The organism is Streptomyces sp. MspMP-M5, from assembly GCF_000373585.1.
GTDB lineage: Bacteria > Actinomycetota > Actinomycetes > Streptomycetales > Streptomycetaceae > Streptomyces.
In genome coordinates this window covers 48594-68052 of record NZ_KB891854.1, presented here as the reverse complement: position 1 = coordinate 68052, position 19459 = coordinate 48594, and the positions used below count along the sequence as shown (strand labels likewise).

Sequence of the window (19459 nt, the reverse complement as noted above, 5' to 3'; positions counted from 1 at the left end):
TTTCATTCGCCTGGCTTGAAGGTGACCGGCAGCCGCGGCGGCTGCGCGCCGGTCGGGGGGACCTGGAGGGTCTTCAGTGCGAACGCCATGACCTGCTGGAAGATCGGGCCGCAGACCTGGCCTCCGAAATAGCTGCCCCGCTTGGGGTTCTGTACGGCGCAGTAGACGGTGACGCGGGGCTTGTCGGCGGGCGCGAAGCCGGCGAAGGAGGCGGTGTAGCCGTGGTAGCGGCCGGTCTTCGGGTCCACCCGGTTGGACGTGCCGGTCTTGCCGCCGACCCGGTACCCGTCGATCTTCGCCTTCGCGCCGGTGCCCTCCTCGTCGTCGACCACCGACTCCAGCATGGTGGAGAGCGTGGTGGCGGTCTTCGGGCTCACCACCCGGCTCCGGGCGGGCGCGGGGATCGGGGCGTAGCGGCCGTCCGGCCCGGTGGTGCCGCGGACGAGGGTGGGGGCGATCCGCTCACCGCCGTTGGCGATGGTGGAGTAGACGGAGGCGGCCTGGACGGCGTTGAGGGACAGGCCCTGGCCGAACGGGATGGTGTACTGCTGCGAGGTGTTCCAGTCCTGCGGCTTGGCCAGGATGCCGTCGGTCTCGCCCGGGAAGTTGAGTCCGGTCGGCCGGCCGATGCCGAATTTCCGCAGGTAGGAGTAGAGGACCTGGTTGGCCTGGGGCTGGGTGGTGCCCAGCTGGCCGGTGGCCAGGATGGTGCCGATGTTGCTGGACTTGGCGAGCACGCCGTTGAGCGTCAGGTTCCAGGTGGCGTGGTCGACGTCGTCCGAGAAGAGCCGGTCGCCGCGGTGCAGCCGGTTGGGCACGGTGACCCGGGTGTACGGGGTCGCGGCGCCCTCCTCCAGGACGGCCGCCATCGACATCAGCTTGCTGGTGGAGCCGGGTTCGTAGGCGTCGGTGAGGGCGGGGTTGCCGAGCGTGTCGCGGCCGGCCTTGGAGAGGTCGTTGGGGTCGAAGCCGGGGGCGTTGGCGAGGGCCAGGATCTGGCCGGTGCGGGTGTCCTGGACGACGACGTAGCCGCGGTCGGCGTCGGACTTCTCCACCTGCCGCGAGATGGCCTGCTGGGCCGCCCACTGGATGTCGCGGTCGATCGTCAGCTGGACGTCGGTGCCGGGGACGGCGGGGTGCTCCTGGGTGTCGGCGGTGGGGACCCGGCGGCCGCCGGACTGGGCGTAGACCAGCTTGCCGTCCTTGCCGGCCAGCTGCTTGTCGAGCTGGGCCTCCAGGCCGCCGGCGCCCTTGCCCGCGCCGTTGACGAAGCCGAGGAGGCCGGCCGCGAGGTCGCCGCCCGGGTAGACCCGCTTGCTGTGCTTGTCGGCGAAGATCCCGACCAGGACGTTGGGACGGGGGGCGCGCTTGGGGGCGGCGGCCGCCTTCGCGTCCAGCTCCTTGCGGAGGTCCTTGATCCGCTTCCAGACCTGGGGGGTGCGCTGGCGGGCGAGCAGGACGTAGCGGGAGGCGGGCTGGTCGAGCTTGGCGGCGAGCGTCTTCTCGGACTCGCCGAGGATCGGCGCGAGCAGCGCGGCGGCCTGCCGCGGGGCGTCCTTGACCTTGATCTTGGCGGGCGCCAGCAGGCTCGGGTCGGCGGTGATGTCGTACGCGTCCACGGTGGTGGCCAGCGCCACGCCGTTGCGGTCGGTGATCGCGCCGCGTTCGGCGGCCAGTTTGACCGGGACGTAGCGGTTCTCGTTGGCCCTGGCGGCGTAGGCCGCGGCGTCCACGGCCTGCACCTGCACGAGCCGGAAGACGAACGCCAGCATCACCAGCGTCAGCGCCAGGGCCACCAGCCGCAGCCGGGGGCGCGGGCTGACCGGCCGCAGCGGGCCCGCGGCGGGGCGGCGGGCGGCGGGCGTCCGGGACGCGCCGGACCGGCCGGCGGACGGGCGGCCGCCGGTCCGGGCGGGGCGCGGAACGCGACGGGGGTCCCTGGGCTCGGTCATACCGCGGTCTCCGGGTCGGGCACGGGGGTGGCGGGGAGCGGCGCGGCGCCGTGCGCCCCGGGGTCCGGGGCGGCGGGACCGCGGCAGCGGCGGGCGGCGGGCGTCACGCGGTCACCTGCCGGGGGCCGACGGGGTGGGCCCGGCCGGCGGCTCGGACAGGCGGACGGCGGCGGCCGGGGCGGGCGCGTCGGCCGTGAGGACGGACGCCGGGGCCGCGGGGGTGGCCAGCGGGCCCGGGGACGGCGGGACGCCCGGGGTGCTGGGGGCGAGCGGCCCGAAAGCGGCGCGGACGGCGGGGGCCGGCGGGGGGACCACGGACGCCGGCGGGGTCTCCTGGGGCGCCGGCCGCGGGAGCACCGGGCCGAGCGGCAGCGGCGCGGCGGACGCGGCCGACGGAGTGCCGGAGGACGAGACCGGGCCCGGCGCGCCGCGGACGGTGCCGTCCGGCATCAGGAAGGCCGGGTTGCCGCCCGGCACCATACCCAGTTTGTGGGCCCGCCGCGCCAGCTCGTCGGGCGCGGAGTAGCCATTGACCTCCTGCTGGAGCTCCTGCTGCTCGTCCGTCAGCTCGCCGGTCTTCCGCTCCAGTCGGCTCAGCTCGAACGAGCCTTGGTTCAGCGCGGAGTTGAGCAGCAGCAGGGTGATCAGCCCGGAGCCCAGGAGCACGACGACGAGCAGGACGAAGGGGGTGCGCGCGGCGGTGCCGCCGCGGGGCGGGGAGGGCAGCAGCGCGGCCAGCCGCTGCCGGCCGCGCGGGCGGCTCCCCTGCCCTGTCACGCGATGTCCTCACGGATGCGCTCGGCGCCGCGCAGCCGGGCGGGGGCCGCCCGCCGGTTCTCGGCGACCTCCTCCTCGGTGGGCAGCTCGGCGCCGCGGGTGAGCAGCTTCAGGCGCGGCTGGTAGCGCTCGGGGACGACCGGCAGGCCGGGCGGCGCGGTGTTGCTCGCGCCGGCCGCGAAGACCTGCTTGACCAGCCGGTCCTCCAGCGAGTGGTAGGAGAGCACGGCGATCCGGCCGCCCACCGCGAGCGCCTTGACGGCGGCCGGGACGGCGCGCTCGACGCAGGCCAGCTCGCCGTTGACCTCGATGCGCAGCGCCTGGAAGGTGCGCTTGGCCGGATTGCCGCCGGTGCGCTTGGCGGCCTGCGGCAGCGCGTCGCGGATCAGCTCGACCAGCCGGGCGCTGGTGCTGAACGGCTCCTTCTCCCGCTCCCGGACCACCGCCGCGACGATCCGCTTGGCCTGCTTCTCCTCGCCGTAGGAGCGCAGGATCCGGACCAGTTCACCGGGCGGGTAGGTGTTGAGGACCTCGGCGGCGCTGATGCCGGTCGTCTGGTCCATCCGCATGTCGAGCGGGGCGTCCTGGGCATAGGCGAAGCCGCGGTCGGCCTCGTCGAGCTGCATGGAGGAGACCCCGAGGTCGAACAGGACGGCCTGGACGTGGGGCAGCCCGAGCCGGTCGAGTACCTGGGGCAGCTCGTCGTAGACCGCGTGCACGAGGGTGGCGCGGTCGCCGTAGGGGGCCAGCCGTTCACCGGCGAGCCGGAGCGCGGACGGGTCGCGGTCGAGGGCGACGAGCCGGGCCTCCGGGAACCGTTCGAGCAGCGCCTCGCTGTGCCCGCCGAGGCCGAGGGTGCAGTCGACGACGACCGCGCCGGGCTCGGCGAGCGCGGGGGCGAGCATGTCCAGACAGCGCTGGAGCATGACCGGTACGTGGCGAGTGTTGCTACTCATGCGCCTTCCGATGGTGGGCGGCAGGTGGGTCCCCGGCCGTTGGCTGGGGGATGCCGCACGTACCGCTTGGTCCCCGCCCGCTCTGAAGGGGAAGTGGCCCTCCGGCGACGGGGAAGTGACGTCGGATGACCGGTGGAGCGGGAGGAGGCCGAACCGTACGTACGGTCACGCACACGAGGGATCCGGGATCCAAGGAGAGCGTCACGCCTCCCACTTCGCGCCACTTTAGTCCACCTGCCGCCCCGGTCAATCAACCGGTTCCGCGCGTCCCCCGCAGGGTGTGTCCGAAGGTTTTCCGGCGGCTTTGGGTGGGGACGTCCCACCCTGTGGATTACCTCACAAGGTGTGACGTTGCCCCCTACGCCCTGCTTTCCGGAGGGGCCGTTCAAGCCCTGAACGATTACCGTGAATCCATGTCCATACCTGCGTCGCAGCCGCTGCCCCCGTCCGCCGACAGCACGTCCGCCGCCTCCGAGGGCACGGTCACCGACCAGCTCGTCGAGGCGAACCGTCGCTACGCCGCCGCCTTCACCGACCCGGGCATGGACGCCCGGCCGGTCCGCAAGGTCGCCGTCGTGGCCTGCATGGACGCCCGGATCGACCTGCACGCCGCGCTGGGCCTGCAGCTCGGCGACTGCCACACCATCCGCAACGCCGGCGGCGTGGTGACCGACGACATCATCCGCTCCCTGACGATCAGCCAGCGCGCACTCGGCACCCGGTCGGTGGTCCTCATCCACCACACCGGATGCGGTCTGCTCGGCCTGACCGAGGACTTCCGGCACGAGCTGGCGGCCGAGGTCGGCCAGCGGCCCACCTGGGCGGTCGAGGCGTTCAAGGACCTGGACGAGGACGTCCGGCAGTCCATGCAGCGGGTGCGCACCTCGCCGTTCCTGCCGCACACCGACGACGTCCGCGGCTTTGTCTTCGACGTGACGACGGGCCTGCTGCGGGAGATCGACCCGCGGCACTGACCTGGGACGGGACCTGCCGCGATGGGCGGCGGGTCCCGTTTGCTTCTCCTCCCCTGCGACCGCTTCGCCGGATTCTTCTGGTTTGTCGGACTCGAAGGGTGTGAGTTGTCCACAGGCCATGACGCGAGGCCGCGCGGGCGGCCAGAATGCCTACGTGACATCGCCCCGGCCCGAGCCGGGCGGGATGCGCGCGGGGAGGACCGGGTCCGTCGAGGGGGCGTCGGCCACCCGTCGACGGGCCGAGGAGGGCCGAGTGACGACGTATGACGAACGAGCGAGCCTTGCCGATCTGACCACCACCGCCGGGCGGGTGCACCGGTCCGTGGAGGGCGTGATCGAGGGCAAGCCGGAGGTCGTACGGCTCGCGCTGACCGTCCTGCTGGCAGAGGGGCACCTGCTCATCGAGGACGTGCCCGGCGTCGGCAAGACGATGCTCGCCAAGGCGCTGGCCCGGTCCGTCGACTGCTCGGTGCGGCGCATCCAGTTCACCCCCGATCTGCTGCCGTCCGACATCACCGGCGTCAGCGTCTACGACCAGCAGCGGCAGGACTTCGAGTTCAAGCCCGGCGCGATCTTCGCCCAGATCGTGATCGGCGACGAGATCAACCGCGCCTCCCCCAAGACCCAGTCCGCGCTCCTGGAGTCCATGGAGGAGCACCAGGTCACCATGGACGGGCAGACCTACGACCTGCCCCGCCCCTTCATGGTCGTCGCGACGCAGAACCCGGTCGAGATGGAGGGCACCTACCCGCTCCCGGAGGCCCAGCGGGACCGCTTCATGGCCCGGGTGTCGATCGGCTACCCCAGCCCGGCGGCCGAGCTGCGGATGCTCGACGTGCACGGCGGCACCTCCCCGTTGGACGATCTGCGTCCGGTGGCGCACGCCCACGAGATCGTGCGGCTGACCGAGGCGGTGCGCACCGTCCACGTCGCCGAGGCCGTCCGCCGGTACGCCGTCGACCTCGTCGCGGCCACCCGCAGCCACCCCGATCTGCGGCTCGGCGCCTCACCGCGGGCCACCCTGCATCTGCTGCGCGCGGCGAAGGCCGCGGCGGCCATGGCCGGGCGGGAGTTCGCGCTCCCGGACGACGTCCAGTCGCTGGCGGTGGCGGTGCTCGCGCACCGTCTGCTGCCCACCGCGCAGGCCCAGTTGAGCCGCCGCACGGCCGAGCAGGTGGTGCTGGAGATCGTGCAGCGCACACCGGTGCCCGACCCGTCCGCCCCGCAGTGGCGGCAGCCCGTTCGCGGCCAGCAGCCGCCCGGCGCCCGGGGGTTGTGATGTCCGGCGGGGGGAGCACCGGGACGCCCGAGCCGGGCGGGCTGCGCGCCGCGCTCGCGGGACTGACGACCCGCGGCCGGTCGTTCCTGGCGGCCGGAGTGGCCGCCGCGGCCTGCGCGTATCTCCTGGGGCAGGCGGATCTGCTGCGGGTCGGGCTGCTGCTGGCGGCGCTGCCGCTGGTGTGCGTCCTGGTGCTGTACCGCACCCGTTACCGCGTCGCGGGCAGCCGCACACTCGCGCCCGCCCGGGTGCCGGCCGCGGCCGAGGCCCGGGTCCGGCTCCGGGTGGAGAACGTGGCCCGGCTGCCGACCGGCGTGCTGATGCTCCAGGACCGGGTCCCCTACGTCCTCGGGCCCCGGCCGCGCTTCGTCCTGGACCGCGTCGAGCCCGGCGGGCACCGCGAGGTGTCCTACCGCGTCCGCTCCGACCTGCGCGGCCGCTATCCGCTGGGGCCGCTGCAGCTGCGCCTTTCCGACCCGTTCGGGATGTGCGAGCTGACCCGGTCCTTCAGCACGTTCGACACCCTGACGGTGGTGCCCCGCGTCGAGCCGCTGCCGCCGGTCCGACTGGCCGGCGAGGCCGCCGGGTACGGCGACGGCCACCGGCGGTCGCTCGCGCTGGCCGGCGAGGACGACATCATCCCGCGCGGCTACCGCCACGGCGACGACCTGCGCCGGGTCCACTGGCGCTCCACCGCGCGCCACGGCGAACTGATGGTCCGTCGCGAGGAGCAGCCGCAGAAGACGCGCTGCACCGTCCTGCTCGACACCCGGGCCGTCGCCCACGAGGGCACGGGCCCCGACTCCGGCTTCGAGTGGGCGGTGGCCGGCGCCGCCTCGGTCGCCCTGCACCTGCTGGAGCGGGGCTTCTCGGTGCGGCTGCTGACGGACACCGGCCGCACGGTGCCCGGCCCGGAGGGCGGCGGCTTCGCGGGCGCCGGCGAGGCCGCCGACGCGGGGGGCCTGCTGCTGGACGCGCTGGCCGTAGTGGAGCACTCCGCCGAGGAGGGCCTCGCCGCGGCGTACGACGCGCTGCGCGGCGGCACGGAAGGACTGCTGGTCGCCTTCTTCGGCGAGCTGGACGAGGAACAGGCGGCGCTGGCCGGACGGATCCGCCGGCGCAGCGCCACCGCGGTCGCCTTCGTGCTGGACGCCGACGCCTGGTCCCGGGGGCCGGGCGGTATCCACCTCTCCCGCGGCGGGGCGCCGGTCGGCGAGCGGCTGCGGATGCTGCGCGAGGCCGGCTGGACGGCGCTGCCGGTGGCGCCCGGCGCCGCGCTGGCCGATCTGTGGCGGGCCGCTGACCGGGCGGGGGCTACGCCGGCCGCCACGGCCGGGGCGGCCCCGGGCCGCAGCGGAGACGGCGGCCCCGGACGAAACGGGGGCTCGGCATGAGCGGGCGGGCGCGGCTTGCGCTGTGCGCGATGGTGGCGACGCTGTGCGCCGGGGGTGCGCTGCTGCCGCTGGTGGACCCGGTCACCTGGATGTTCCAGGCGGCGCTGCTGCTGGCGCTGGTGACGGGGGTGGGCGCGCTGGCCCGGCGGATCCCGCTGGCCCGGCCGCTGACCGTCGGCGTCCAGGCGCTGGCCGCCGTCCTGCTGCTCACCGTGGTGTTCGCCCGCGGCCAGGCGATCGTCGGGCTGCTGCCGGGCCCGGACGCCGTCACCGCCCTCGCCGACCTGGCGCACGCCGGCGTCCGGGACGTCGGCCGGTACGCCGTCCCGGCCCCGGTCACCCCCGGCATCCGGCTGCTGCTGGTCTCCGGGGTACTGCTGATCGGCCTGGTCGTGGACGCGCTGGCGGTCACCTACCGCAGCGCCGCGCCCGCGGGGCTGCCGCTGCTCGCGCTGTACTCCGTGGCGGCGGGGCTGTCCCAGGGCGGCTCGGGCTGGCTGTGGTTCGTCGTGGCGGCCGCCGGCTATCTGCTGCTCCTGCTCGCCGAGGGCCGCGACCGGCTCACCCAGTGGGGCCGGGTGTTCGGCAGTCCGTCCGCGGGCGCGGGCCGGCCGGGAGAGCGCCGCGACGGTCCGGTGCCGATCCGCCGGGGCCGCCGGATCGGCGCGCTGTCGCTGGGCGTCGCGCTGCTGGTGCCCGCCGTGCTGCCGTCCCTGGACGGCGGGCTGCTCGGCCCGAACGCCGCCGGCGAGGGCCCGGCCGGCGGGGGCGGCACCATCTCGGCGGTCAACCCCCTGGTCTCGCTCCAGGACAGCCTCAACCAACCCGAGGACCGCGAGGTCCTCAACTACCGCACGACCGCCCTCGACACCCGTGAGATGTATCTGCGGATCGTCGCCCTGGACCAGTTCGACGGCACGGCGTGGAAACCCTCCGAGCGCACCGTCACCGATGTCCCCACCGAGCTGCCGCGACCGCCCGGCCTCAGTCCCGACGTGCCCGTCACCCGGATCAACACCTCCCTGTCCACCGCCCAGTGGTACGCGCAGAACTGGCTGCCGCTCCCCTATCCGGCGGCCAAGGTGGACATCCCCGGCCGCTGGCGGTTCGAGCCCGAGGGCCGCACCCTGGTCGGCGACCGCGGGCAGAACACCCACGGCCTCCAGTACCAGGCCGAGAGCCTCCAGGTCCGGCCCACCGCCCGCCAGCTGGCCTCGGCCCCGCCGCCGCCCGCCGCGCTGCAGCGCGAGTACACCAAGGTGCCGGCCTCGCTCCCCCCGGTCGTCCGCACCACCGCCCGCCAGGTCACCCGCGGCGCCCGCACCGCCTACGACAAGGCGGTCAAGCTCCAGGACTGGTTCGCGCTCTACGGCGGCTTCACCTACAACACCGAGGTCCGGGCCGGCAGCGGCACCGAGGCGATCGCCCGCTTCCTGCACGACAAGGAGGGCTTCTGCGTCCACTTCTCGTTCTCCATGGCGGCGATGGCCCGCACGCTGGGCATCCCCGCCCGGGTGGCGGTCGGCTTCACCCCCGGCACCCGGCAGCCCGACGGCACCACGTCGGTGGGCCTGAAGGACGCGCACGCCTGGCCCGAGCTGTACTTCCAGGGCGTCGGCTGGACGCGCTTCGAGCCGACCCCGAGCCGCGGCAGCGTCCCGGACTACGCCTACCCGGACACCTCGCAGACGCCGGGCTCCACCGGCCCCGAGCACGCACCGGCGCCGTCCGCGGTGCCCTCCACCGGCCCGTCCGCGATCCCGTCCTGCGGCGCCGGCGACCACCGGGCGGACTCGGGGGCGGACTGCGCGGCCGCTCCCCCAGTGCCGACGGCCGGTTCGCCGGGCGGCGGGCCCTCGCCCTGGACGCTCGCGGCCGTCGTCCTCGCCGCGCTGCTGATCGTGGCACTGCCCGCGGCGCCGGTGCTGTGGCGGAGCCGGGTCCGCGCCCGCCGGCTGGCCGGCGGCCCGGGCGGTGACGCCGCGGCGGGCACCCTCGCCGCCTGGCAGGAGCTGCTGGACACCGGTTGGGACTTCGGGATCTTCCCGGACGAGTCGCTGACACCGCGCACGGCCGCGGCCCGGATCATTCGCATCGGGGAACTGCGACCCGACGCCGCGGCCGCCGCCCGACGCGTCGCCACGGCGGTCGAACAGGTCCTGTACGCCCCGCGACCGGCCCCGGCGGCCGGGCTCGCCGCCGACGTCCGGCAGGTCCAGGCCGGCCTCCGGGACGGGGCGCCGCGGTCCCTGCGACTCCGGGCGCAGTTCGCCCCGCGCTCGGCGGCCCGACTCCGCCACGCCTGGGCGGCACGAACGTCGGCCCTCCGCCTGCGCTGCCGGAACAGCCGCCCGGCGGTCATGGCCCGGCGCGCGACGGCCGCACTGCGCACGGCGGGGTGGCGGCGCGGCGAACGGACGTAGGCGAGGCGGGTGCCTGCGGCGGCATGGGGGCGCGGGGTGCCTGGAAGAACGCAAGCGGGATGCCTGGAAGAACGTGAGAGGCACGACACGGAATGACGGTGCGGTCCCCGAACCCTCGGGGGCCGCCCACGGACATGCGAGGCCGCATCACGGATTCGGGGCACGTCAGACGAAGGGACGCCGGGCACCCCGCACCCCGCAACCTCGCACCTCGCAAGGCACGACAGCCGTAAGTCGATCACCGGAGCCAGACCCAGGCCCACGGCCCAGACCCGCGGCCCGCGCCCTGAGACCCCGCGTCCGAGACCCCCGAAATCGGCCATCAAGCGATCACCAAGCAGCCGTCAGCCCGTCGCCGAGGCCGAAAAAATTGGCCGGATCCATGCCGCGGAATCGGAGAAGGAAAACGCGTCGGGCACCGGAGCGGGGGCTTCGGGGGCGCCGGTCAGTGGCCCTGCTGCTCGTCGCGGCGGCGCTGCCAGCGGTCCTCGATGCGGTCCATCATCGAACGGCGCGGCCTGACCTGGCGGCGGGCCTGCGTCTCGGCCGGGCGCGCAGCGCGCTCACCGGGCTTGGGGGCCTTGCGCCAGCCGGTGACGGCCAGGACGGCGCAGCCCAGCATGACGAGGAAGCCGACGATGCTGACCCACCAGATCTGCTGCGCGACCATGCCGGCCATGAGCAGGCCGATACCCACCAGGAAGCCCGCGACCGCTTGGTAGACCCGTCGCCGGGTGTACGTACGCAGCCCGCTTCCCTCAAGCGCTGTCGCGAACTTGGGATCTTCGGCGTACAGCGCTCGCTCCATTTGCTCGAGCATGCGCTGCTCGTGCTCCGAGAGCGGCACGGAGTCCTCCTACTCGTCGGTCGCGGGGGGCGACCGGGTGCGGCCCTTTCAGGATAGGCAGGGAATCGCCCCCGTGAAACCCGCCCCTCTACGCCACTTCACCGTCCGCACCGCCGCGGCTGCGCGGTGGTGATGCTGGCTGCATTCCCCACCCGCCTGTCCGTCATGCCGGAACGTGGTACCCCGATCATACGGGGCGAAGCGGCTGTTCGGGTGGCCTGTGGCCGACCGCACGCGGTGCTCGCGGGCATCGCCCGGTCGCCTCGACGGTGCTCCCGCGCGGCCCGCCGCCCCCGTCCGCGACGGCCGTGCTCCTGGGCGCGCCGGTGCGGCTGCACCGCACGGCCCGCCGAGGCGGGGCCCACGGGCGGTACGGAGTCGGGTGCGGTCGGGAGCGGTCGCGCCGGGGGCGGGCGGCCGCGCGGCCGGTCAGTCGCGCTCGGCGAGGACGTGCAGCTGGGTGGCGACGGAGTGGAACGCGGGTTGTTCCGCCGCGGCGGTCTCCAGCTTCAGCAGAGCGTCCATGGCGCCGGGCTCGGTGTCGACCAGGACGCCGGGGACCAGGTCGGCGAAGATCCGTACGCCGTGCACCGCGCCGACCTGGAGGCCGCTGGCGGTGACCAGGTCGGTGAGCTGCTCGGCGGTGAACCGGCGGGGCACCGGGTCGCCCTCGCCCCAGCGGCCGGCCGGGTCGGTGAGGGCCCGGCGGGCCTCGGTGAAGTGGCCCGCCAGGGCGCGGGCGAGGACCGCCCCGCCCAGGCCGGCGGCGAGCAGGCTGAGGGTGCCGGCGGGGCGCAGGGCGCCGACGGCGTTGCGCAGGCCCTCGGCGGGGTCGTCGACGTACTCCAGCACGCCGTGGCAGAGCACCGCGTCGTAGCCGCCGCGCTCGACGACCTGGAACAGGCCGTGGGCGTCGCCCTGGACGCCGCGGATGCGGTCGGCGACCCCGGCCTCGGCGGCCCGGCGCTCCAGGGCGAAGAGGGCGTTGGGGCTGGGGTCGACGACGGTGACGCGGTGGCCGAGGCGGGCCACCGGGACGGCGAAGTTGCCGCTGCCGCCGCCGGTGTCGAGGACGTCCAGGGCGTCGCGCCCGGCGGCCTTGACCCGGCGCTCCAGGGCGTCCTTGAGGACGTCCCAGACCACGGCGGTACGAAGGGAGGCGCGCGGGCGCAGCGGGTCAGACACGGTGGGTGGCTCCTCGGCGGGGCAAGAACATCCAGTCGTTCACCACCCTATTCCGTATTCCGCCGGGTGCCTCGCCCGGCCCGCGCGCCGCCGGAGGTGCGGGCCGTCAGCCGGCCCGCTCGACCCGCTGCGGCGGCAGCACCGGCTGGAGCCGGAGTATCCGCTCGACGAGGCGGAGGAACATCCCGGCGTCCCGCAGGAGGTCGTCGGCGTCGCGCCGGCTTGCCGCGCCGGCTTGCCGCGCCGGCCATGCCGGCCTCGGCCCGGGCCCGGCGGTCGGCGGTCGGCGCCGGAGGCGAACAGGGCGCTCCACTCGGCGAGTTCGGGAGCGACCTCGGGGAGCACCTCCCAGGCGCTCCGGATGGTCTTCCGGCGGCGCGCGGTGGGCTCCGGCCGGCCGCGCACGGCGAGGACCGCGGCCGCGGCGCGCAGCGCGGCCAGATGGGCGGTGGCGAAGCGTTCGTTGGCGGATTGCAGGGTCGCGGCCTCGTCGAGACCGTGCTGGGCCTTGGCGAGCAGGTCGAGGGCGGGGGGCGGCGCGGCCGCCCGGCGCAGGACGGGGTGGACATCGCTCGGGGGACCGTACGCAGCGGAGCTGCCCGCGGCGGGACGAGCTGCCATGACGAACCTCCTGTCGTCGCACGGCGGTTGGGACCGGCGTGCCGATGCGGACCGTATGCACCCATCGTGCGGCACACCACTGACAATCGGCCCTGACCTGCGGTTTTGCCGGAAAAGCGGACATCGGGCAGGGAACCGGAACGGGTTTTCGCGCAATTCCGGGGAACCCTTTGCGGAGGGCGGGAGGGGCTCCCTACTTTGCACTGACCAGTCAGCACAAGAGGGGTTCGTGGACAGCACCCCGCACGGGGGCGGCGGTCACGGCCGCGGGATTCGGGGTCGAGGCCCCCGCGGATGGGCTTTCCGGGACATCGACGTGGCCGCGCAGCCGGCCGCGCTGATCGCCGTGCACGGCCCGTCGGGCTCCGGGCGGACGCGCCTGCTGCCGGCGCTCACCGGGCGATGCGGCCCGCCGCGGGCACCGCCGAGGTCGGCGGGCTGCCGCTGTCCAGCGCCGGGCGGTTCAGCCGGGACCTGGACGCCCTGCACTCCCTCGCCTCCGAACTGGCCGCGCACGGCCCGACCCTCGGCGCCGACATGGACGCCGCGGCGCGGAAGATCAACGACCTCAACGAAGGCGCGCACAAGGTATCCGCGGGAGCCCGCCAACCGGCCGCGGGCAACGCCCAGTTGGCGGCCAGGGCGGACCGGCTGGGCGCCGGGGCCCGGCAGCTGCACGACGGCACCGGCCGCGCCGCCTCCGGGATGACCGACCTGGATGCCGGCGTCGGCCGCCTCAAGGACGGCGCGCAGACGCTGGACGGCGGGATGTTCAAGCTCTCCGACGGCTCCGCGCAGCTGGCCGGCGGACTGCACGACGGGGCGCGGCAGATCCCTGACTACGGCAGGAAGGACCGCGACGCGCGCACCCTGGTCATGTCCGACCCGGTGCGGCCGGCGTCCGGTTCGGCCCACAAGGCGCCCACTACGGCACCGGGTTCGCCCCGTATTTCATCCCGCTGTCCCTGTGGGTCGGCGCGATGGTGGCGTACATGCTGATCCCGCCGCTCAACCGGAGGGCGCCGGCGATGGGCGCGCCCTCCTGGCGGGTGGCGCTGTCCGGTTGGCTGCCGGTGTTCGGCATCGGGGTGCTCCAGACGGCCGCGCCGATGGCCGTGCTGCACTTCGCGCTCGGCCTCCAGATGGCCCGGGCGGCCGGCACGATCGGCTTCCTGGTCCTGGTCACGGGCTGCTTCTCGGCGCTCGTGCAGTGGCTGAACGCGAAGTTCGGGTCGGCCGGCTTCTCGTCCTGGCGCTGCTGATGCTCCAGCTGACGTCGGCGGGCGGCACCTGTCCGGTGGAGACCAGCCCGGGCTTCTTCGGGGCCATCCACCCCTTCCTGCCGATGAGTTACGTCGTCGAGGGGCTGCGTCGGCTCATCACGGGCGGCGGCCTGGCGCCCGTACGGCAGGGCGGCGCGGTGCTGCTGGGCTTCACCCTCGGGGGGCTCGCGCTGCCGCCCTGGCCGCCAGGTGGTGCGGATGAAGGACCTCCACCCGGAACTGAGCCTGTGAGCGCGCGCACCGTGGATACCGGCAGAATCGCCCCTATGGACAGCTCCCACACACGCCGCGACGCCACCCGGCGCAAGCTCTTCGAGGCCGCGGTCACACTCATCGCCGAACAGGGCTTCTCCTCCACCACGGTGGACGAGATCGCCGAGCGGGCGGGGGTCGCGAAGGGCACGGTGTACTACAACTTCGCGAGCAAGAACGTCCTCTTCGAGGAGCTGCTGCGGCACGGCATCGAGTTGCTGGCGACGTCCCTGCAGACGGCCGCCGAGAAGGTCGCCGACGGGGGCGGCACCCGGGTCGACGCCCTGGACGCGATGATCCGGGCGGGCCTGGACTTCATCGCCCGCTACCCGGCGCTCACCCAGCTCTACGTCGCCGAACTGTGGCGCACCAACCGGGCGTGGCAGTCCACGCTGATGGTGGTGCGGGAGCGGGCCATCACGGTGGTGGAGGACGTCCTGCGGGAGGCCGTGGCCGGCGGGGAGCTGAGCGAGGAGATCGACATCCCGCTGACCGCCTCGGCCCTGTTCGGGATGGTCCTGGTGGCCGCCCTGGACTGGCAGTCGTACCAGCCGGACCGGTCGATCGACGACGTGCACGCGGCACTGTCGCGGCTCCTCCAGGGCCGGGTCAGCGGCCGCCCTGCCTAGAGCCCCTGCCTGGAGCCCCCGCTCCCGGAGCGCCGCACGGGCCCGTGCGGGCATATGGGTGCTGCCCTGGCACGGATCGTTCCCCCGACCGATCCGACCAGGGCAGCACCGTCCCCCGTCGTTCCCCCGTACTCCCCCGTCGTTCCCCCGTTCCGTCCGGGAGCCGCGCCGTTCCGCCGCCCCGTGTCGGCGGTGCGGCGCCGCTTCCCGTCCGTGGCCCCCACTCTTCCGTCCGGGCGGGCGCCGGCCCATCCGCGTACCTACTCATCTCGCCGTCTGAGTACGGATACTCAAAGCTGAGCACCCGGCGCCATGAGCCGCGCGGCGGGGCCCGCGCAGCGCCTACGATCTGCCGGGTGTCCGTACTTCCCTTGGTCTTCACCAGCGGCTGGGCGAGCGGGATCAACGCCTACGCCGTCGTCCTGCTCCTCGGCCTCCTCGGCGTGACCGGGGTCTCCGACGAGGTCCCCGCCGCACTGGAGCGGCCGGATGTGCTGATCGTCGCGGCGGTGCTCTTCGTGGCCGAGGCGATCGCCGACAAGGTCCCGTACGTGGACTCCGTCTGGGACGCCGTGCACACCGTGATCCGGCCGATCGCCGGCGGGGTGGTGGCGGCGCTGCTGGCCGGGCACGACGGGTCGCTGCCCCAGCTGGCGGCCGGTGCCGTGGGCGGCTCCACGGCGCTGGTCAGCCACCTGGTCAAGGCGGGCACCCGGATCGCGGTCAACACCTCCCCGGAGCCGGCCAGCAACATCGTGGTGAGCCTGGCCGAGGACCTGGGCGTCGCCGGGCTCGTCTCGTTCGCGCTGTTCCACCCGTGGCTCGCGGCGGGCATCGCGGCGGCGCTGCTCGTCGCGGGGATCGCGGTGGTGGTCCTGCTGTGGTCGCGGATCCGCCGGTACCTGCGGCGCCGGCGCGCGCGGCGCGCGGAGAAGCGGCTCGCCGCGGCGGACGCCGACGCCGCGCCACCGGCCGGCTGAGCCCGCTGCCGGGCCGGCGGCGACCGTCGGCGTTGTCAGTGCCGCCGGATACAGTCGCAGGCATGGCAGGGATTGCGGTGATCGGCGCCGGGATGGGCGCCATGGCGGCCGCCGCCCGGCTGGCCGTCGCGGGCCACCGGGTGGCGGTGTTCGAGCGCGGTGCGACGTACGGCGGCGCGGTGGGGCGGTTCGAGCGGGACGGCTTCGCCTTCGATACGGGGCCCGGCCTGCTGCATCTGCCGGCGGTCTACCGCGATCTGTTCGTCAAGACCGGCCGTGAGCCGCTGGAGCAGTGCGTCGAGCTGACCCAGGTCGACCCGGCGAGCCGGCATGTCTTCCCCGACGGCACCGTCGCCACGCTGCCGAACGCCTCGCGGGCCGGCGTCCTCGCCGCCCTCGACGAGGCCCTCGGCACCGGCCGCGGCGAGCGCTGGAGCGACCTGATGGTCCGCGCCCGGGAGGCGTGGGACGCCACCCGCCGGCCGCTCCTGGAGGAGCCGCTGTGGGCCGACTGGCGCGTGCTGGGCCGCGATCCGTATCCGGCGGTGCGCCGCCGCCTGTTCGGGCTGGGCGGCGGCAGGGGCCCGACGACCGCCACCCTTGCCGAGGTCGCCCGCCGCGAGCTGGCCGACCCCCGGCTGACCGCCCTCCTGGAGAGCCACGCCCTGGCGTACGGCTTCGACCCGCGCACCGCCCCGGCGAGCGCGGCCGTGCTGCCGTACATGGAGCAGACCTTCGGCAGCTGGTACGTCGGCGGCGGCATGCGGGCGCTGGCCGACGCGCTGTACGCGCGCTGCCGGGCCCGCAAGGTGGAGTTCACCTTCGGCGCCGAGGTGACCGGGATCATGGAGAAGGGCGGCCGGGCCGCCGGTGTGGAGCTGGCCGACGGGCGGCTCGCCGACGCCGAGTTCGTGGTCGCGGGCGTCGCCCCGGTCCGGCTGGCGGAGCTGTGCGCCGGCCGCGCACTGTGGGGCGAGGGCGACGTCCGCCCCGCTCCCGGGCCGGTCGAGGGGGCCGCCGCACGGCTGACGGTCTGCCTGGCACTGCGCGGCGCGCGCCCGGCGGACGCGGTGCACCGCACGGTCGTCCACGCCGCCGACCGCGCCGCGGAGCTGGCCGGCGTCTTCGGCGGCGGACCCGGCCTCCGGGAGCCGTGCGCCCGGCCGACGGTGACGGTGCTGCGTCCCGACGACCCCGCGACCCGGCCCGACGACGACCATGAGGCGGTGACCCTCAGCGCCGCCGTCGCCCCGCACGGCCCCGTGGACCGGCTCGCCCCCGAGGCCCTGGAACGGGCCGCGGACAGCCTGGTCGAGACCGCCGGGGCGGCGATACCGGGCCTGCGGGAGCGGGTGCTGTGGCGGGAGGTCCGCTCGCCGGCCGACAGCGGCCCGGTGCCCGGTCCGGCACTGCCGGGCCAGGAGGGGCGCTTCCTGCGGCCCGGCAACCGCACCCGGATACCGGGGCTCTACGCCGTCGGCGGCTGGTCCCACCCGGGCGGCGGGCTGGCACACGCGGGGATGTCCGGCGCGCTCGTCGCCGGCCTGATCGTGAACGGCGACGACTGGCACGGCTCGGAGTGAGCCCGGGGCGCCCGGAGCGCCGGGGGCGCCGGAGGCGGGGCCAGGGGGCCGAGGCGGCGCCAACGGCCGGGCTGCACGCAACTAGCGCCGTGGCACCCGGAGTTCACCCGCCGAATCGCCCCTCACCGGCGACCGGCCACCAGGCCCGGCTGGACCACCCCGCCCCGTTCCCGCCCCTCAGTAGTGGTACCGCTGCTCGCCGTACCCCGGCTCATGGGGCGGGTAGGGCGGCTGCTCCGCCGGGTGCCCGGTGTCGCGCTGCTGCGGCACCCACATCCCGTCCGGCGGCGTCTGGGAGTACTGCTCCTGGCTGTACGGCTGGCCCTGTTCTGCCTGCTGGCCCTGATGGCCCGGCTGCCCGCCGAAGGCGTCGTAGGCCCCGGCCTGGTACGGCGCCCCGGTGAACGGATCGGGCTCCGCGTACGGGTCGTAGTGCGCGGCGTACTGCTGGGCGCCGATGTACGGGTCGGAGTAGGGCGCCTGGGCGCCGTGGTGGTAGGAGCCGTCGTCGTAGGACGGGTAGGGGTCGGCGTAGCCGTCCTGGCCGGCGGGCTGACCTGCGGGCTGGCCGGCCGGCTGGCCGTAACCGCCGCCGTAGCCATGGCCGTTGCCCTCGCCGTAGCCGTGGCCGTCGTCTTCTGCAGTGACGTTTCCGAAGAGGTCGTAGGAGGGGCCGGCAGGCTGGTCGGGGCGGGCGTCGGGGCTGTAGACGCCGTAGGTCCCGGTCTCGTCCGGCATGGGCTGGGGGGCGTAGACGGTGGGGGCGTCGGCGTAGGCATAGGCGTAGCCGAAGTCCGGGGCGGCGGCGGGCTGTTCACCGGTGGCGGCCGGGTCCTGCGGCGGCGCGTAGGGGTCACCGGTCCCGGTGCCGTCCGCGTCGTGGCCGCCGGCCGCCGGCTCCGCGGCGCTCCCGGCGGCGTCCGGCGCCGTCTCCTCCGTCAGCCCGGAGACCTGGAGGTTCGGCCCGGCGGCGGCGCCGCGGGAGGGGCGGGCGCGGCGCCGGCGGCCCGGCTTGGGCCGGCCGCCGATCGTCCAGCCCTCGGTGTAGCCGCGGCGGACGGAGAGCGTGACATACGTCTGCCCGACGGCGAAGGCGACCGCCCCCAGCGCGATCACTATGACCGACGGCAGGAGCACGCCGGTCACCACGCCGAGGAAGCCGCCCAGCGCCAGCGACCGCCAGCGCAGCGGTGCCTTGTTCTGGAACAGCACCTCGCCGAGCAGCCACAGGGCGACCAGGCCGAACGCGATGTAGAGGATCGTCCAGCCCATATGCGCCCCTCTTCCGCCGGATTCCGGCCGCCGTGCTCAGGGCCGCTGGTGCAGCCCCAGATTCTCGTAGATTTCCAGCGTCGCCGTGGAGTGGTTCAGGGTGATGAAGTGCAACCCGGGCACGTCCTCGGCCATCAAGCGCGCACACAGGTCCGTCGCGTACTCGATGCCAATGGAGCGTACCGCCGCCGGGTCGTCCTTGACGGCGAGGATGCGCGCTGCGAGCTCGGGCGGGAAGGCGGCATTGCTGAGCTGCGCGAACCGCTCGATCTGGCGCACGTTGGTGACCGGCATGATCTCCGGAATGATGGGCGTCGGGCAACCCGCGGCGTGGACCCGGTCGCGCAGCCGGAGGTAGTCCTCCGGGTAGAAGAACATCTGCGTGATGGCGAAGTCGGCGCCCGCGCGGCACTTGTCGACGAAGTGCCGGATGTCGGTGTCCCAGTCCGACGAGCGCGGGTGCATCTCAGGGAAGGCGGCCACGCCGACGCAGAAGTCGCCGGACTCCTTGATCAGCCGGACCAGCTCGGCGGCGTGCACGACGCCGTCGGGGTGCTTGATCCACTCGCCCATGGGGTCGCCGGGCGGGTCGCCGCGCAGCGCGAGCATGTTGCGGATCCCGGCGTCGGCGTACTGGCCGATGACGTTGCGCAGCTCGGCGGTGGAGTGGTTGACCGCGGTCAGGTGGGCGACCGGGGTGAGGGTGGTGTCGGTGGCGATCCGCTCGGTGGCGCGGACCGTGCCGTCGCGGGAGGTGCCACCGGCTCCGTAGGTCACCGACACGAAGGTCGGGGCGACGGCCTCGATGCGGCGAATGGCGTTCCACAGCGTCCGCTCGCCCTTCTCCGTCTTCGGGGCGGCGAACTCGAACGAGTAGGAGCGCTTGCCGGAGGCAAGCAGGTCGCGCACGGTTCGTGCGCGATCAGTCCTGGTGGAAGCTGTACCTAGGGCCATACCGGCAGGTTAACCACACCCCGGACGGACACCAACCGGCATCGGCGTAATGCCTGGTTGGTGCGGTTCCTGTCCACTCCGTGGACATCTCGTGGCCA

At 74.8% G+C, this 19459-nt stretch carries 14 protein-coding genes and 2 pseudogenes; 8 read left to right on the top strand and 8 right to left on the bottom strand.

The window, feature by feature from the left end; all coding sequences use genetic code 11:
• Positions 1-2: 2 nt before the first annotated feature.
• The 3 genes from B073_RS0103470 to rsmH all read right to left on the bottom strand — a co-directional run bounded on the left by B073_RS0103470 (position 3) and on the right by rsmH (position 3685).
• Positions 3-1952, bottom strand: a complete 1950-nt coding sequence (locus tag B073_RS0103470; RefSeq protein ID WP_018536695.1) for a peptidoglycan D,D-transpeptidase FtsI family protein — start codon at positions 1950-1952, stop codon at positions 3-5.
• Positions 1953-2063: 111 nt separating this feature from the next.
• Positions 2064-2729 (bottom strand): hypothetical protein, encoded by a 666-nt coding sequence (locus B073_RS0103465; protein WP_018536694.1) that lies wholly within the window; start codon positions 2727-2729, stop codon positions 2064-2066.
• Positions 2726-3685: a 16S rRNA (cytosine(1402)-N(4))-methyltransferase RsmH gene (gene rsmH, locus B073_RS0103460; protein ID WP_026247022.1), complete on the bottom strand. Its 960-nt coding sequence runs from the start codon at positions 3683-3685 to the stop codon at positions 2726-2728. Before rsmH ends, B073_RS0103465 begins: the two co-directional genes overlap by 4 nt.
• A gap of 413 nt (positions 3686-4098) precedes the next feature.
• Here rsmH and B073_RS0103455 point away from each other — a divergent pair, with 413 nt between their 5' ends.
• The 4 genes from B073_RS0103455 to B073_RS0103440 all read left to right on the top strand — a co-directional run bounded on the left by B073_RS0103455 (position 4099) and on the right by B073_RS0103440 (position 9755).
• Complete coding sequence (locus B073_RS0103455; RefSeq protein ID WP_018536692.1) at positions 4099-4659, top strand: beta-class carbonic anhydrase; 561 nt, start codon at positions 4099-4101, stop codon at positions 4657-4659.
• 253 nt (positions 4660-4912) lie between these two features.
• A complete protein-coding gene (locus tag B073_RS0103450) occupies positions 4913-5938 on the top strand; it encodes an AAA family ATPase (RefSeq protein ID WP_018536691.1) in 1026 nt (341 codons plus the stop codon).
• Positions 5938-7332 (top strand): DUF58 domain-containing protein, encoded by a 1395-nt coding sequence (locus B073_RS0103445; RefSeq protein WP_018536690.1) that lies wholly within the window; start codon positions 5938-5940, stop codon positions 7330-7332. The genes B073_RS0103450 and B073_RS0103445 overlap by 1 nt, the downstream gene beginning before the upstream one ends.
• Positions 7329-9755, top strand: coding sequence for a transglutaminaseTgpA domain-containing protein (locus tag B073_RS0103440; RefSeq protein WP_037810835.1), 2427 nt, complete (start codon positions 7329-7331; stop codon positions 9753-9755). The genes B073_RS0103445 and B073_RS0103440 overlap by 4 nt, the downstream gene beginning before the upstream one ends.
• A gap of 445 nt (positions 9756-10200) precedes the next feature.
• On the opposite strand, the gene B073_RS0103435 is transcribed toward B073_RS0103440, so the two are convergent.
• The 3 genes and pseudogenes from B073_RS0103435 to B073_RS39000 form a co-directional block, all read right to left on the bottom strand.
• Positions 10201-10602, bottom strand: coding sequence for a DUF3040 domain-containing protein (locus B073_RS0103435; RefSeq protein WP_018536688.1), 402 nt, complete (start codon positions 10600-10602; stop codon positions 10201-10203).
• 429 nt (positions 10603-11031) lie between these two features.
• A complete protein-coding gene (locus tag B073_RS0103430) occupies positions 11032-11787 on the bottom strand; it encodes a methyltransferase (protein WP_018536687.1) in 756 nt (251 codons plus the stop codon).
• A gap of 106 nt (positions 11788-11893) precedes the next feature.
• Positions 11894-12408, bottom strand: a pseudogene (locus tag B073_RS39000) (SAV_6107 family HEPN domain-containing protein).
• A 474-nt stretch (positions 12409-12882) separates the two neighbouring features.
• Between B073_RS39000 and B073_RS38995 the strand changes: the two are divergent.
• The 4 genes and pseudogenes from B073_RS38995 to B073_RS0103400 form a co-directional block, all read left to right on the top strand.
• A pseudogene (locus B073_RS38995) lies at positions 12883-13922 on the top strand (YhgE/Pip family protein); the annotation flags it as partial.
• 35 nt (positions 13923-13957) lie between these two features.
• Positions 13958-14572: a TetR/AcrR family transcriptional regulator gene (locus B073_RS0103410; protein ID WP_026247019.1), complete on the top strand. Its 615-nt coding sequence runs from the start codon at positions 13958-13960 to the stop codon at positions 14570-14572.
• 356 nt (positions 14573-14928) lie between these two features.
• Entirely contained in the window at positions 14929-15552 is a 624-nt protein-coding gene (locus B073_RS0103405; protein WP_037810833.1) for a DUF4126 domain-containing protein, read from the top strand.
• A 62-nt stretch (positions 15553-15614) separates the two neighbouring features.
• Positions 15615-17135, top strand: a complete 1521-nt coding sequence (locus B073_RS0103400) for a phytoene desaturase family protein (protein WP_026247018.1) — start codon at positions 15615-15617, stop codon at positions 17133-17135.
• A 177-nt stretch (positions 17136-17312) separates the two neighbouring features.
• Here B073_RS0103400 and B073_RS0103395 read toward each other — a convergent pair whose 3' ends face one another.
• Together B073_RS0103395 and metF are read right to left on the bottom strand one after the other, a co-directional pair.
• Complete coding sequence (locus B073_RS0103395; protein ID WP_018536683.1) at positions 17313-18407, bottom strand: CvpA family protein; 1095 nt, start codon at positions 18405-18407, stop codon at positions 17313-17315.
• A gap of 36 nt (positions 18408-18443) precedes the next feature.
• Positions 18444-19361, bottom strand: a complete 918-nt coding sequence (gene metF / locus B073_RS0103390) for a methylenetetrahydrofolate reductase [NAD(P)H] (RefSeq protein WP_026247017.1) — start codon at positions 19359-19361, stop codon at positions 18444-18446.
• Positions 19362-19459 lie beyond the last annotated feature (98 nt).

Coding starts and splice junctions, on each gene's coding strand:
- B073_RS0103470 (WP_018536695.1), bottom strand. CDS start 1,952: ATGACCGAGCCCAGGGACCCCCGTCGCGTTCCGCGCCCCGCCCGGACC.
- B073_RS0103400 (WP_026247018.1), top strand. CDS start 15,615: ATGGCAGGGATTGCGGTGATCGGCGCCGGGATGGGCGCCATGGCGGCC.
- rsmH (WP_026247022.1), bottom strand. CDS start 3,685: ATGAGTAGCAACACTCGCCACGTACCGGTCATGCTCCAGCGCTGTCTG.
- metF (WP_026247017.1), bottom strand. CDS start 19,361: ATGGCCCTAGGTACAGCTTCCACCAGGACTGATCGCGCACGAACCGTG.
- B073_RS0103455 (WP_018536692.1), top strand. CDS start 4,099: ATGTCCATACCTGCGTCGCAGCCGCTGCCCCCGTCCGCCGACAGCACG.
- B073_RS0103410 (WP_026247019.1), top strand. CDS start 13,958: ATGGACAGCTCCCACACACGCCGCGACGCCACCCGGCGCAAGCTCTTC.
- B073_RS0103395 (WP_018536683.1), bottom strand. CDS start 18,407: ATGGGCTGGACGATCCTCTACATCGCGTTCGGCCTGGTCGCCCTGTGG.
- B073_RS0103440 (WP_037810835.1), top strand. CDS start 7,329: ATGAGCGGGCGGGCGCGGCTTGCGCTGTGCGCGATGGTGGCGACGCTG.
- B073_RS0103445 (WP_018536690.1), top strand. CDS start 5,938: ATGTCCGGCGGGGGGAGCACCGGGACGCCCGAGCCGGGCGGGCTGCGC.